The 14,596-nt window shown below is 43.2% G+C and carries 11 protein-coding genes, 1 other RNA gene and 1 other annotated feature; all 12 genes read left to right on the top strand.

What is annotated here, in order from left to right:
* Window positions 1-244 precede the first annotated feature (244 nt).
* The 12 genes from thrC to AB5642_RS17140 all read left to right on the top strand — a co-directional run bounded on the left by thrC (window position 245) and on the right by AB5642_RS17140 (window position 14,418).
* Complete coding sequence (thrC, locus tag AB5642_RS17085) at window positions 245-1,735, top strand: threonine synthase (protein WP_368371773.1); 1,491 nt, start codon at window positions 245-247, stop codon at window positions 1,733-1,735.
* Window positions 1,736-1,808: 73 nt separating this feature from the next.
* Window positions 1,809-1,986: non-coding RNA, 6S RNA (gene ssrS, locus AB5642_RS17090), on the top strand.
* 21 nt (window positions 1,987-2,007) lie between these two features.
* Window positions 2,008-3,066 carry an aldose epimerase family protein gene (locus AB5642_RS17095; RefSeq protein WP_173719472.1) on the top strand — a complete coding sequence of 353 codons (1,059 nt, stop codon included), beginning with the start codon at window positions 2,008-2,010 and terminating at the stop codon, window positions 3,064-3,066.
* 132 nt (window positions 3,067-3,198) lie between these two features.
* Window positions 3,199-4,380 carry a SpoIID/LytB domain-containing protein gene (locus tag AB5642_RS17100; protein WP_368371774.1) on the top strand — a complete coding sequence of 394 codons (1,182 nt, stop codon included), beginning with the start codon at window positions 3,199-3,201 and terminating at the stop codon, window positions 4,378-4,380.
* Window positions 4,381-4,635: 255 nt separating this feature from the next.
* The gene (locus AB5642_RS17105) at window positions 4,636-5,631 is read left to right on the top strand and encodes a YihY/virulence factor BrkB family protein (RefSeq protein ID WP_173719473.1); all 996 of its coding nucleotides are present in this window, start codon (window positions 4,636-4,638) and stop codon (window positions 5,629-5,631) included.
* Window positions 5,632-5,673: 42 nt separating this feature from the next.
* Window positions 5,674-5,893: a binding site (T-box leader), on the top strand.
* Between the two features lie 251 nt (window positions 5,894-6,144).
* Window positions 6,145-7,164, top strand: a complete 1,020-nt coding sequence (gene pheS, locus AB5642_RS17110) for a phenylalanine--tRNA ligase subunit alpha (protein WP_173719482.1) — start codon at window positions 6,145-6,147, stop codon at window positions 7,162-7,164.
* A gap of 90 nt (window positions 7,165-7,254) precedes the next feature.
* Window positions 7,255-9,672: a phenylalanine--tRNA ligase subunit beta gene (gene pheT / locus AB5642_RS17115; RefSeq protein ID WP_173719474.1), complete on the top strand. Its 2,418-nt coding sequence runs from the start codon at window positions 7,255-7,257 to the stop codon at window positions 9,670-9,672.
* Window positions 9,672-10,283, top strand: coding sequence for a histidine phosphatase family protein (locus AB5642_RS17120; protein ID WP_173719475.1), 612 nt, complete (start codon window positions 9,672-9,674; stop codon window positions 10,281-10,283). The genes pheT and AB5642_RS17120 overlap by 1 nt, the downstream gene beginning before the upstream one ends.
* Before the next feature lie 117 nt (window positions 10,284-10,400).
* On the top strand, window positions 10,401-10,559 hold the full coding sequence (locus AB5642_RS17125; RefSeq protein WP_173719476.1) for a hypothetical protein: 159 nt from the start codon (window positions 10,401-10,403) through the stop codon (window positions 10,557-10,559).
* Window positions 10,560-10,634: 75 nt separating this feature from the next.
* Window positions 10,635-12,257: a MotA/TolQ/ExbB proton channel family protein gene (locus AB5642_RS17130; protein ID WP_173715520.1), complete on the top strand. Its 1,623-nt coding sequence runs from the start codon at window positions 10,635-10,637 to the stop codon at window positions 12,255-12,257.
* A 12-nt stretch (window positions 12,258-12,269) separates the two neighbouring features.
* Entirely contained in the window at window positions 12,270-13,244 is a 975-nt protein-coding gene (locus AB5642_RS17135; RefSeq protein ID WP_173719477.1) for an OmpA family protein, read from the top strand.
* Window positions 13,245-13,542: 298 nt separating this feature from the next.
* Window positions 13,543-14,418, top strand: coding sequence for a methionyl aminopeptidase (locus tag AB5642_RS17140; RefSeq protein ID WP_148462611.1), 876 nt, complete (start codon window positions 13,543-13,545; stop codon window positions 14,416-14,418).
* The last annotated feature ends 178 nt before the right edge of the window (window positions 14,419-14,596 follow it).

Genomic DNA, 14,596 nt, shown 5'->3' on the forward strand with positions numbered 1-14,596 from the left:
TTGATTTTGGCATGAAAAATACCTCCAAAGTAACAGATTTTTATATTTAATCTGTCTACTTTAGAGGTATCATATCAATTACAATTCCAGGTGGCTTTTTCAAATTGGGTGTTGATTTAGCACGGTGAAGTATGTATAATACCTGTAAAGTTAAAATATGATAACAAAGAGAGGATGACTGTCGGAAGGTTACAGATTCCGGAATGTGTACCTCATAACAATAAGCGAAAGGCAGGAATAACAAATGCAGGTAATGTACCAGAGCACCAGAGGAAAAGGAGAACCGGTAACCGCTTCCCAGGCTATTTTAAAGGGACTTTCTGAAGATGGAGGACTGTTTGTACCAACACAGATTCCGGCACTTGATGTTTCTATGGATGAACTTTCCAGAATGACTTATCAGGAAACTGCTTATCAGGTAATGAGCCGCCTTCTTACTGACTTTACAGAAGAAGAGCTGCGCACTTGTATCAACCGAGCATATGACAAGAAGTTTGACACAGATGTGATCGCACCTCTTAAGGAAGCTGACGGGGCATATTATCTGGAACTTTTCCATGGTCCTACAATTGCATTTAAAGACATGGCACTTTCCATTTTGCCATATCTTATGACGACTGCAGCAAGAAAGAATAATGTAAAAAATGAAATCGTTATCCTGACTGCGACCTCCGGAGATACTGGAAAAGCAGCACTTGCAGGTTTTGCCGATGTTCCGGGAACCAGGATTATTGTATTCTATCCGAAACATGGCGTAAGCCCGATCCAGGAGAAGCAGATGGTAACCCAGAAAGGTGCCAATACTTACGTTGTGGGTATCACAGGTAATTTTGACGATGCCCAGACAGCTGTAAAGAAAATGTTCAATGATAAAGAACTGGCAGCAGAGCTTTCCCAGGCTGGATTCCAGTTCTCTTCTGCAAACTCCATTAACATTGGACGTCTTGTTCCCCAGATCGTTTATTATGTATATGCATATGCTGCGCTGGTGCGCCAGAACAAGATCGAAGCCGGACAGGAGATCAATATAGTAGTTCCTACAGGAAATTTTGGAAACATTCTGGCAGCATTTTATGCAAAACAGATGGGACTTCCGGTGAACAAGCTGATTTGTGCTTCTAATGAGAACAAGGTTCTGTTTGATTTCTTCTCCACAGGTACATACAATAGAAAGAGAGATTTTATCCTTACCAGTTCTCCATCTATGGATATTTTGATTTCCAGCAATCTGGAGCGCCTGATCTATCGCATTACAGGCGGAAATCCTGAGGAGTGTGCAAAACTTATGGAAAATCTTTCCAAGGGTGGTGAATACACTATTACATCTGAGATGAAAGCCCAGCTGAAGGATTTCTATGGAAACTACTGCTCCGAAGAAGAGACGAAGGAAGCTATCCGCGAAGTATATAAGACAAGTGATTATGTGATTGATACACATACTGCAGTTGCTGCTGGCGTATACAAAAAATATGTGAAAGATACCGGAGATAAGATTCCGGCAGTTATTGCTTCTACAGCAAGTCCATACAAGTTTACCAGAAGTGTTATGGATGCAATCTCCGAGGGACATGAGAATCTGGACGATTTCGGGCTTGCAGACGCACTTGAGAAGCTTTCCGGGGTGGCAGTTCCGAAGGCAGTCAACGATATCCGTACTGCACCAGTACTTCATGACCGGGTAGTAGATGCAGAAGATATGCCTGCAACTGTGAAAGAGATTCTAAAAATCAGTTAAAAATCAGTAAAAAGAATTTGTGCATTTTCTGTTGAAAAACAGTATATACTAGAGTATAATTATTTTTAGAAAATGAATCCTGGGATGTGCGAGGCCCCTTTTATTTTTGAACCTACATTGACATCAAGGGAATCCAATATCGCAGTGCGGATGTCAGACCTCTCGTTGTGGTAGGCAGAAGTCCTGTTGAGGATACCCACCTAGCGGTTAGCTAGGCGTCAAAAGAAAGGGAACGGCATTCTGGGATTTTTTAGAACAGGGAGGCAGGTAATATGGGTGTTACAGCAAAGAAATTTGGAAACTTAACCTCTGGGGAAGAGATTACTTTATACCATCTGGAGAATAAATCCGGTGCATGTGCAGAAGTGATGGATTACGGTGCCATTCTTGTGAAGCTTTGCGTTCCGGACAAAGATGGGGAGCTTACAGATGTAGTGCTTGGTTATGACGATGTTCAGCAGTACGAAGTAAATGGCTGCTTCTTTGGTGCGATCATAGGAAGAAGCGGAAACCGTATCGCAGGTGCCAGATTTTCCCTTTATGGACAGGAATACCAGCTTGACAAGAATGAGAATGACAATAATCTTCACAGCGGCCCCAATGGCTTCGAGAAGAAGATTTGGACTGTTAAGAATACAGATTCTGACAAAAATGCCATTACTTTTTCCAGAATCAGCCCGGATGGCGAGAATGGATTCCCGGGAGAATTCCAGGTGTCTGTTACATATGAATTTACAGAGGACAATACCCTGCAGATTTACTATAGCGGAATCAGTGACAAGGCGACACTGGCAAATATGACCAACCATTCCTACTTCAACCTTACAGGGGAGGGAAGCGGCAAGGTTCTTGATACATATCTTACGATCCATGCCAGAGATTATAATCCGGTGGATGAGTTCTCTATTCCTACAGGCGAATATGCAGCAGTAGAGGGTACTCCTATGGATTTTAATAAGGCGAAAAAGATTGGCCAGGAAATCGAGGCAGACTTCCAGCAGCTGAAGTACACTGGCGGATATGACCACAATTATGTGACTGACAATTACGCGAAAGGCAGTCGGAGAACGGTTGCAGTTGCTTACAATGAGACCTCTGGTATTACGATGGATGTGATTTCGGATTGTCCATGTGTGCAGTTCTATGCCGGTAATTTTGTTATTGATGAGAAGGGTAAGAATGGACATGTTTACAACAAGCGTGAAGGCTTCTGCCTTGAGACACAGGTTGAACCAAATGCAGTAAATGTGGAAGCATTCCATTCACCAGTACTTGAAGCTGGTGAGAAGTATCAGTCTTTTACCGCATATAAATTTGACGTAAGAAAATAATTACAATACAGATATTTTTGTCTGGTTTTCTTCATATACTTTTGTATGAAGAAGACCAGATTTTTTTATGGATTGAATTATTTTCTGATTGTACTGCTGGGCTGGCTGCTTTTGTTTGGAAAAGCCGCAGAAATGAACAAGAGGAGTGAAGAAAGTGCCAAAAGGGAGCAGAAAGAAAAGAAAAAGGAAACTGACGAAAACAAGGTGCAACAACGAGAGCCTTCCATTCGCGTTCTGCTCACAGACTCGTCCTGGCAATCCTGTTATCACCAGTCAGTAACCATAGAACAAAAAGGAAAAGAACATACCTACACCCCGGATTCACAGGAGCTCCAGAATGATAGTCTGCTTCTGGACGGGGGAACTGATGGCATTGCGATTCCCTCTATTGAAAGAGCTCAGAATCCTCCTGTTTATTATGGAACTCTGGAAATTAAAAAGACAGCGCAGGGGCTGCTGATTATTAATGAATTGTCCCTGGAAGCTTATCTGGAAGCTGTAGTCCCAAGTGAAATGCCTGCATCCTATGAAGAACAGGCATTGATGGCCCAGGCAGTATGTGCCAGAACCTATGCAGTTTGCCAGATACAGGAAAACAGTCTGGAAAAATATGGGGTGGATGTAGATGACAGCGTGAATTATCAGGTTTACAACAATTTGGGGGCAGATAAAAGAACAAATAAAGCAGTACAGGATACAAAAGGTCAGATCCTATGCCAGAATGGAGAACCGATCACGGCTTATTATTTTTCTACATCAGCAGGCAGGACAAGCACAGATGAGATATGGGGAGCAGACAGGTCAGCAGCTTATCTGAAAAGTGTAGAATGTGATTTTGACCAGAATATGCCATGGAGCAGCTGGAGCGTGGAAATTCCCTGGGAAACTTTAGAGAAACGATCGGGAAATCTGGAAGGCAGCGGGGAATTTATAGGGCTTCAGGTTATTAAAAAGAATATCAGTGGTGCAGTTACGGGAATGGAGATTGTGACGGAAAATAAAAGTATACAGCTGGAAGGCGAATATGAAATACGGCAATTTCTTTCCCCGGCAGGGTGTTTGATTACAGAAAAAGATGGAAGTATTGTGAACGGCAGTAATCTTCTGCCAAGCGCCTATTTTGAACTGAACGTGAAATCCGGTAAGGCAGTACAGATTCAGGGGAAAGGGTATGGACACGGTGTGGGAATGAGCCAGAACGGGGCAAATGAAATGGCCAGGGAAGGCTATGGCTGGCAGGAAATCCTAAATTATTTTTTTAAGGATATTACGTTGGAAGTGGTGGGGAATAACCTGTCAAAGCGGGAAACATGACATTTTGCAAGGTATTTTTGTGAACAAAGTTCACAGAAAACCCGAGAATTAAGTTTGCGCAGCAAACGCTGCTGTTTGTGCTTGTCACAGGAAGGTTCGTCTTTTTGTGCATCGCGAAGCGTTTACTGATTATGGAGTGAACAGTAATTGTTGCTGTGAACGGAAAGAACAGTAACACCAGGAAAAAGTAGACAGAAAGCATGTTTCGTGATATGATACAAAAAATGATTACGAAAATGTAACAGGAGCAATCATATGGATAAGAAGAAAGAAAAACAGAGCGTTCTCCAGCTTCTGTTCGGTTTTATGGACAGGGCAAATGGAGACCATGTGGGAGCTTATGCGGCACAGGCAGCATATTTCCTGATTATGTCTTTTATTCCGTTTATTCTGTTTCTCACGACTATAATTCGATATACACCTTTAACATACAATATGGTCAGCGAAACCATCCGGGCATTTGTGCCCCACAATATACAGAATTTTGTGCTTACCATTGTATCAGAAGTATATGGCAGAAGCACGGCGGTAGTTCCGATTTCTGCTATCATGGCATTGTGGTCTGCAGGAAAAGCCATGCAATCCCTTACGAACGGACTGAATAGCATTTATCACGTCCATGAGACCCGTAACTGGCTGATTACCAGAATGTATGCAGTTGTTTATACATTTCTGTTCAGCATTGCAATTATTGCAAGTCTTCTGCTTCTGGTTCTTGGAAATCAGATTCAGATTATGGCAGGAAAGTACGTTCCATTCCTTGGGAGAATTATCGGAAAGATCATTGGAGCCAGGACGGCGCTTGTATTTGCCGGACTGTTTCTGATCTTTCTGATTTTGTATAAAATGCTTCCAAACCGTAAAGCTACTTTTAAAAGTCAGGTGCCGGGAGCTCTTCTGATTGCAGCAGGGTGGTCCCTGTTTTCCTATTTCTTTTCTATTTATTTTGACATGTTTCCAGGCTTCAGCAATATGTATGGAAGCCTGACTGCGTTGATCATGGTGATGCTGTGGCTGTATATCTGTATGAATCTGCTGCTGTATGGAGCAGAGATCAACGCTTATTTTGAAAAACAGTTCAGAATGGCCCAGGCATCCATGAGGGAAATGCTCAGCCGCGAGCGCGATGAGGCGGAAAAAGAGCTTAATAAAGAGAAGAAAAAATATCTGGAAAAAGAGAATGAGAGAAAGAAAAAGACTGAGATGAAAGTTTCAGCTGAGAAAAAGAAGGAAGAGCAACAGACAAATTAACCTCTTGACAGATTCACTCTGATGTGGCATAGTTATAAAAGAGAAAAAGCCAGGAAGGTGTTTTTAGGAAATTATTTTCTTTCAGAGAGAGGAAGCCACCGGCTGTAAGCTTCCTTAAGTTCAGATAGTTTCTGAGTTTCGCACCGGAGCCGCGTTTCTGAAATTTCCAGTAGGAAGCGACGTGAAGCTGCGCGTTAAGCGGCGGGAGAGCCTGTATATACAGGAATCAGGGTGGTACCGCGGAATATGCTTCGTCCCTTTTGTTGGGGACGGAGCTTTTTTATTTTCACGAGCAAGAGTCAAAGTCCACGCTTGGGTGAGAACTTGGTGACTGCCGCGAAAATGTAGGAAATACGCAAAGCGGGTTTTTCGCATTGTAAAGTCCTTGGAGCGCGAGCGCTGAACAATCCGCTTTACGAAAGAAAAAATCTGCTATGTAGATATTTTCTTACCTTCCTTCCCCCCCCCCTCATCTGGCAGATTATAAAAATAAAGGAGAAATGAACCATGGATATGAAAGAAAGACTTCAGGAACTGGCTGAGAACGCCAGAGTACGGATTGAAGAATCCGAAGGCCTGGATAAATTAAATGATGTGCGTGTGGCATATCTTGGAAAAAAGGGAGAGCTTACCGCAATCTTAAAAGGAATGAAAGACGTTTCCCCGGAGGAGAGACCGAAGGTTGGCCAGCTTGTAAACGAGACCAGAGCTAAGATCGAAGGTCTTCTTGAAGAGTCCAGACAGAAACTGGAAGAAGCAGTCAGAGAAGAGAAGATGAAAGCAGAAGTAATCGATGTTACCCTACCTGCAAAGAAATCCAGAATCGGTCATCGTCATCCCAACAGCATTGCGCTGGAAGAGGTTGAGCGCATTTTTATTGGAATGGGCTATGAAGTTGTAGAAGGTCCGGAAGTTGAATATGCAGATTACAACTTTACCAAGCTGAATATTCCGGAGAATCATCCGGCAAGAGACGAGCAGGATACTTTCTTTATCAATGATTCCATACTTCTTCGTTCCCAGACATCTCCGGTTCAGGCACGTGCCATGGAAAAAGGAAAGCTGCCGATCCGTATGATCGCACCTGGAAGAGTATTCCGTTCGGATGAAGTAGATGCAACTCATTCTCCATCCTTCCATCAGATTGAGGGCCTTGTAATAGATAAAAATATTACGTTCGCAGACCTGAAAGGAACTCTTGAAGTATTTGCGAAAGAGCTTTTCGGACCAGAAACCAAAACAAAATTCAGACCACATCACTTCCCGTTTACAGAGCCAAGTGCAGAGGTTGATGTTTCCTGCTTCAAATGCGGCGGAAAAGGCTGCCGTTTCTGTAAAGGATCCGGCTGGATTGAAATCCTTGGCTGTGGAACAGTTCATCCCAATGTACTTCGCATGTGTGGAATTGATCCGGAGGAGTACACTGGTTTTGCATTCGGCGTAGGTCTTGAGCGTATTGCGCTTCTGAAATATGAGATTGATGATATGCGTCTGCTTTATGAGAACGACATCCGTTTCCTGAAGCAGTTCTGATTTCTGGGCATCGCGAAGCGTGTAACTGTGAAAGTACTGAGCAGTTACCTTTCATAATATAAATATTAGAGTGAGAAGAGGATTAAATAAATGAATACTTCATTATCTTGGATGAAAATGTATGTGCCGGATCTTGACGTAACCGCACAGGAATATACAGATGCAATGACATTGTCAGGTACAAAGGTAGAAGGCTTCACCAGGCTTGATGCTGACCTTGAAAAGATTGTAATCGGACAGATTGAGAAAATTGAGAAACATCCGGATGCAGATAAGCTGATCATCTGCCAGGTGAATATCGGATCTGAGGTGATCCAGATCGTTACGGGTGCTCCAAACGTAAAAGAGGGAGACAAGGTTCCGGTTGTTCTTGACGGAGGTCGTGTAGCAGGAGGACATGATGGAAAAATGACTCCTGGCGGAATCAGGATCAAAGCCGGAAAACTTCGCGGAGTACCGTCCAACGGCATGATGTGCTCCATCGAAGAGCTGGGAAGCAACCGGGATATGTATCCGGAAGCCCCAGAATATGGAATTTATATATTCCCGGAAAACGCAGTTGTAGGTGAAAGCGCTATTAAGGCTCTTGGACTTGATGACGTTGTATTTGAATATGAGATCACATCCAACCGTGTTGACTGTTACGGTGTTCTTGGAATTGCAAGAGAAGCAGCAGCTACTTTTGGTAAGAAATTTTACCCTCCGGAAGTTAAAGAGACAGGAAATGATGAAAAAGCTTCTGATTACGTAAAGGTAACTGTAGAGAAACCGGAGCTTTGCCCACGTTATTGTGCAAGAGTTGTAAAAAATGTTAAGATCGGACCATCTCCGAAATGGATGCAGCGCTGCCTGGCTTCCAATGGAATCCGCCCGATCAACAATCTGGTAGATATCACCAACTATGTAATGGAAGAGTTTGGACAGCCAATGCATGCTTACGATCTCGATACGATTGCAAACCATGAAATTGTTGTACGCTGTGCGGGTAAAGATGAGAAATTTGTCACACTGGATGGTCAGGAACGTATTATGGACGAGAACGTCCTGATGATCTGCGATGGTGAGAAACCAGTTGGAATCGCAGGTATTATGGGCGGCGAGAACTCCATGATCACAGATGACGTACACACAGTTCTGTTTGAGGCAGCCTGCTTTGATGGAACAAACATCAGACTTTCTTCCAAGAGAATCGGACTTCGTACAGATGCTTCCGGCAAGTTTGAGAAAGGTCTTGATCCGAATAATGCAAAGGCTGCAATCGACAGAGCCTGCCAGCTGATGGAAGAGCTTGGTGCCGGTGAGGTTGTTGGCGGTATGGTTGATATCTGCAATAAGGTCAGCAAGCCATCCCGTGTAAAATTTGAGCCAGACCGTATCAACGGTCTTCTTGGAACAAATCTTTCCAAAGAAGAGATGCTTGGCTATCTTGCAAAGATCGAACTCACCTATGATGAGGAGACAAATGAAATCGTAGCACCGACTTTCCGCCAGGATATCCACTGCATGGCAGATGTTGCAGAAGAAATTGCACGTTTCTACGGATATGACAAGATTCCTACAACTTTGCCATCCGGTGAGGCTACTACAGGAAAAATGCCATTCAAGCTTCGCATTGAAAATATCGCAAGAGATATTGCAGAGTACTGCGGATTCTCAGAAGGTATGACTTACTCATTTGAGAGCCCGAAGGTATTTGACAAACTGAGAATTCCAGAAGATAATGTACTTCGTCAGGTGATCACCATCAGCAATCCTCTTGGTGAGGACTACAGCATTATGCGTACCAGTACACTGAATGGAATGCTTTCTTCTCTGGCAACTAACTATAACAGAAGAAACAAAGACGTTCGTCTTTATGAGCTTGGAAATGTATATCTTCCGAAGGCACTTCCACTTACCGAGCTTCCAGATGAAAGAACCATGTTTACACTTGGAATGTACGGAACCGGTGATTTCTTTGACATGAAGGGCGTTTGTGAGGAGTTCTTCGAAAAAATCGGTATGAAGAAGAAAATGGAGTATGATCCGGCAAGCGGAAAACCATTTCTTCATCCTGGAAGACAGGCCGATATGGTATACGAGGGAACCGTTGTAGGTTACCTTGGAGAGGTTCATCCGCTGGTTGCAGATAATTATGGAATTGGGGAGCGCGCATATATCGCAATGATCGATATCAAGAGCGTTCTTGAATTTGCAAATTTTGACCGCAAGTTTACCGGAATTGCAAAATATCCGGCGGTAACCCGTGACATCAGTATGCTGGTTCCGAAACAGGTGCTTGCAGGTCAGATCGAGGACATTCTTGCTCAGAGAGGCGGAAAGATCCTGGAGAGCTATCAGCTGTTTGATATCTACGAAGGAAGCCAGATCAAGGGTGGCTACAAGTCTATGGCTTATGCGCTTGTATTCCGTGATCACGATAAGACCCTGGAAGAAAGCGAGATTTCTGCGGCAATGAAGAAAATTTTAAATGGTCTGGAAGGCCTTGGAATCGAGTTGAGAAGCTGATGCTTTTATATATTGTAAGACACGGTCTGACGCCCTGGAACCACCTTCATAAGGCTCAGGGTTCAGCAGACATTCCTCTTGCTCAGGAGGGAATTGATCTTGCCAGAAGAACGGGCGAGGCTCTGATGGATGTAAAGTTTGATATCTGTTTTACAAGTCCTCTTACCCGTGCGAGACAGACTGCCCGGTTAGTTCTGGGTGGCCGTGATATTCCTGTGATACCGGATAAAAGGATTCAGGAAATTAATTTCGGGGTTCTGGAAGGACACATTATGAGAACTGGAAATACTATGGAGTCCAACTGCGAAGAATTTGATCTGTTTTTTAAGGATCCTCTGAAATTTCCGCGTCCGGAAAATGGAGAGAATATTCAGGATGTCCTGGATCGTACCAGAGAATTCTGGCTTGAAAAAACCTCAGATCCGTCTCTGGCAGACAAAACGATTTTGGTGTCTTCCCATGGATGTGCAGTGCGGGCTCTTCTCCAGAACCTGTACAAGGATCCTGAACATTTCTGGCATGGATGTGTGCCGCCTAACTGCAGCATTAACCTGGTAGAAGTGAAGGATGGTAAGGCCAGATTCCTGGAGGAAGATAAGGTTTACGCCTGAAAATATGAAATATGATATAATACCCCTGGCTGTATGAAAAAGGTGTGAAACGATTACTGTGAAGGTCGTGAGCAGTAACAGGTAACATTTTTCATTAGGCAAGGGGTATGTTTTTTCTTGTTATTATTAGAAAATTGTGATATTATGATAAAAAATGTACCATTATTAATGGAAAATTCACAAAATGCACCAATTTATTACGATGGAAGCCTTGGGCGTGCAGATTGCGGGAATGATTTTTTAAACAGCTCTGCAGATGCTATAAGCGCAGAGTAGTTGGCATTCATATATGGTGATGCCGTCGACAGACGGCATATCTATTTTGTGAAAATACAAATGGGGAGGCAGACAATGAAGAAAAAAATCACACATTCTGTATTGTTTGTTGCGGTTCTTGCAGGAACCACTGCTTTGACTTTATTTGCCGGCAGGGGGAACTTATCATCTACGATCTACAATTTCGTATTTCTGGCGGTGATCGCAGTCCTGTATCTGATCGCAATGTTTGGTGGAATGTTCCGTATGAATAATCTGAGTACGGCATTTCACAGAGCAGTAGAGGAGCTGAACAGTATGTTCAAGACTCCTGGGAAGACAGATCCCAGGAATCTTACATATTTAGGCGAGCTCTTCGATGATAAATATCTGGATCAGAAGATGGACAGCTTTACAGACAGCATTAACAATAGTAAAGAAGGTCTTGGGGATATTGAGGAATTCATTAATGAAGATGAGCTGGATATCCATGTTCATAAGAAGCTTCTGGAAATGGTTCCGGATATCTTTACCAGTCTTGGTATTTTAGGTACTTTCCTTGGTCTTGTCTGGGGTCTTCGGGATTTTCAGCCTACTGATTACAGTGCCATGACTTCTTCTGTAGAAGCGCTGGTGGAAGGTATTAAAGTAGCATTCCTTACCTCTATTTATGGTATCTCTTTTTCCATTATTTATACCTTTGGGATGAAGGGAGAGTATTCATCCATGACAGAGGAGCTTCAGGGATTCCTTGAAAAGTTTCATTCTTATGTAATGCCTACAGCGGAGAATGAGTCCAGAAATCTGCTGCTTGCAAGCCAGAAGCTGCAGACAAGCGCCATGAAACAGATGGCAGAGCAGTTTTCCGTTCAGATGGCAGACAGCTTTGAGAAGGTTATCACACCTACCTTCCAGAAGATGAATGATTCTCTGGATATGCTGGTTTCTTCTGTAACCAGATGTCAGGAGGATGCTATTCGTGAAATATCGGACGAATTTTTAAAACAGATGAACAATTCTTTCCATATGCAGTTCCGTGATTTCAACGTGGCACTGGATCAGCTGAAAAAGGCACAGAAAGAGAATACAGCTTATACTTCTGCCATGTACCAGACTATGAGCCAGAAGCTTTCTGAGACCTATGACAAGCAGGACAAAGCCATTACAGATATGGTAAGGGAGATGGGAGGTATGCAGACCCGCTACATGTCTACTGCCAATCGTATCCTTTCTGAGAATCAGGAGATCCAGAAGATGCAGCAGCAGGATTATCAGCATATTGTGGATTATCTGAAGGATGCCGAGAAATCTGCAGCTAAGTTCTGGGTTGCCTGCAACCAGGCAATGCAGAAATATGTTGAAACAGCAGCTTCTTCTATTGAGAGAGTAGGGGCTACAGGTCAGGCAAGTGCAGATCTGATCCAGGCAAACAGCAAGATGGCAGAGCAGTTTACGGCCCAGATGGAGGATTTTGCCCAGTATCAGAGACTTTCCTATAAAACAATGGAACAGGTCCGCAAGCTCCTCAGTGAGGTGACTGCAGCGAATACCAGAGATGTATCTCTGATCGCAAGCGGAAGAAATGATTCTGTAGAGAAGCTGGGCAATCTGATTGCTCAGCAGAATGAGGGACAGCAGGCTCTTCTTGAGGAAATCAACAAGAACATGAAAGAGCTTTCCAAGGCGGCACAGAAAGGAAAATTTGGCTTATTCAGATAAGAGGAGATAGACATGCGCAAAAAAAGAAAATCAGGGGATGGAGGCTTTAATATATGGCGCTCTTATTCCGATGTTATGGCCGGCGTTCTGCTTCTTTTCATACTGATCATGTCATTGACGCTTTTCCAGGCTCAGAAGAGCTACGACGAGAGTATTCAGGAGAGAGATGAGAAGCTGGCTCTGCAGGCAGAGTATACGGCTGATCTTCTTGCCAAGCAGAATACCATTGAAGAACAGGAAGGAACTATTAAGACCAAAGATGAGAAGCTGACTGCACTGGCACAGACTCTGGCAGAGCAGGAAGCCAAGTTAAAAGAGCAGCAGGCTCTTCTGAATCAGCAGCAGACGGATCTGGATGAGAAGACCACGCAGCTTAGTGAGCAGCAGACAAAGATCGATAATATTATTGGTGTCAAGGCCGAAGTTGTGGAAGCACTTCAAAAAGAATTCCAGAAAAATAATATCAATGTAAATCTGGATTCCAAGACTGGTGCATTGACACTGGATGCCAGTGTATTGTTTGACGTTGATGAGTCGGAGCTTACAGATGCTGGTAAGGAAGCACTCCGAAACGTACTTCCGATTTACTGTAAGGTGTTGATGGAGGATACTTATAAGAATTATCTTGCTGAGATCATTATTGACGGTTATACAGATACAGATGGTGATTATGCGTATAATCTGGAGCTTTCCCAGCAACGTTCACTTGCAGTGGCACAGTATCTTCTTGATATTCAGGGGGAGTTTCTGACTGAGGATCAGAGCCTGGATCTGCAGGATTACCTGACTGTAAACGGACATTCCATGGCGAATCCGATTCTGGATGCAGATGGAAATGTAGATAAAGAGGCTTCCCGTCGTGTTGAGGTCAAATTCAGACTGAAGGATGACGAGATGATCGAAGAACTGAGTAAGATCATGGCGGGAAGTGAAGAGAGTGCAGCAGATACTGCCACAGAGGCAGGCGCAGATGCAGCAGCTAATTAGTTACATATAATTTTCAAAAGCAAAAGAGTATTTCAAATTCTTAGATCAGAGAAAATGAAATACTCTTTTTGTGTTTACATTTGAAACTCTTTTAGCTGTTTGCGTGGGAAAAAAACAGCTGAAAAAATATGAACAGTTACTATGAATTGCAGGAGGTAGAGACTTCTATAGAAAATTAGTTGCAATTTATCTGTTTCAAGTATAAAATGAGAAACAGAGTGAGTTTATATCATGTTTTACAAAAGAAAAAGTACTGCTGTAGCATTCGCAGCAGCCACAGATAAAAGGAGAGAGTGAAATGTCAACAAAAATCGGACGTAATGATCCATGCTGGTGCGGCAGTGGAAAGAAATATAAAAAATGCCATGAGGCTTTTGATGCGAAAGTAGAAATCCTGCGTCAGAAAGGATATCCGGTTCTGGATCATAAACTGATCAAGACTCCAGAGCAGATTGAGAAGATTAAAGAGAGCTGTCGAATCAATGTTGCAGTACTTGATTATGTGGCAGAGCATATTAAAGCTGGTGTATCAACAGAAGAAATCGATCATTGGGTACATGAGGAAACTGTGCGTCATGGAGGAATCCCGGCACCGTTGAATTATGAAGGGTTTCCAAAGAGCGTGTGTACTTCTGTGAATGAGGTGGTATGCCACGGAATTCCATCTGAGGATGAGATCCTGAAGGACGGTGATATAGTGAACGTAGACGTTTCTACAATTTACAATGGCTATTTTTCTGACTCATCCCGTATGTTCTGTATTGGAAATGTAAGTCCTGAGAAAGAAAAACTGGTCCGCGTAACCAAAGAATGTGTGGAAATCGGTATTTCCAAGGTAAAACCATGGGAACCTATTGGAAATATGGGTCACGCTGTTCATATGCATGCACTTGAAAATGGCTACACAATTGTAAAAGAAATCGGCGGACATGGCGTTGGCCTGGAATTCCATGAGGATCCCTGGGTAAGCTATACTTCCGAAGAGAACAGCGGCGTGATCATGGAGCCGGGAATGATGTTTACCATTGAGCCTATGGTAAATATGGGAAGCGATGAAGTATATACAGATGAGGAAGATGACTGGACAGTACGCACTGAGGACGGTATGCCTTCTGCCCAGTGGGAAGTAACCGTACTGGTAACAGAGGATGGCTGCGAGGTTATCTGTTGGTAATGGTTTTGGAAGGTTGTCTTTGAAAAAAATTTGTGACTTGTTTTATGGGCTTTTTATAAAAATAATGGTTGCAAACAGAAAATAATTATAGTATAATCACTTATGTTGTGAAAAAAGATGGTCCGCTGTTACCGTGATGGGTATTAAGAACATCCAGAGAATAAGGAGAGAATAAAAT

The organism is Ruminococcus sp. 1001136sp1_2201st1_G3_2201SCRN_220225 (assembly GCF_040924365.1).
GTDB classification, from domain to species: Bacteria; Bacillota; Clostridia; order Lachnospirales; family Lachnospiraceae; genus Blautia_A; species Blautia_A faecis.

Coding starts and splice junctions, on each gene's coding strand:
- thrC (WP_368371773.1), top strand. CDS start 245: ATGCAGGTAATGTACCAGAGCACCAGAGGAAAAGGAGAACCGGTAACC.
- AB5642_RS17095 (WP_173719472.1), top strand. CDS start 2,008: ATGGGTGTTACAGCAAAGAAATTTGGAAACTTAACCTCTGGGGAAGAG.
- AB5642_RS17100 (WP_368371774.1), top strand. CDS start 3,199: ATGAACAAGAGGAGTGAAGAAAGTGCCAAAAGGGAGCAGAAAGAAAAG.
- AB5642_RS17105 (WP_173719473.1), top strand. CDS start 4,636: ATGGATAAGAAGAAAGAAAAACAGAGCGTTCTCCAGCTTCTGTTCGGT.
- pheS (WP_173719482.1), top strand. CDS start 6,145: ATGAAAGAAAGACTTCAGGAACTGGCTGAGAACGCCAGAGTACGGATT.
- pheT (WP_173719474.1), top strand. CDS start 7,255: ATGAATACTTCATTATCTTGGATGAAAATGTATGTGCCGGATCTTGAC.
- AB5642_RS17120 (WP_173719475.1), top strand. CDS start 9,672: ATGCTTTTATATATTGTAAGACACGGTCTGACGCCCTGGAACCACCTT.
- AB5642_RS17130 (WP_173715520.1), top strand. CDS start 10,635: ATGAAGAAAAAAATCACACATTCTGTATTGTTTGTTGCGGTTCTTGCA.
- AB5642_RS17135 (WP_173719477.1), top strand. CDS start 12,270: ATGCGCAAAAAAAGAAAATCAGGGGATGGAGGCTTTAATATATGGCGC.
- AB5642_RS17140 (WP_148462611.1), top strand. CDS start 13,543: ATGTCAACAAAAATCGGACGTAATGATCCATGCTGGTGCGGCAGTGGA.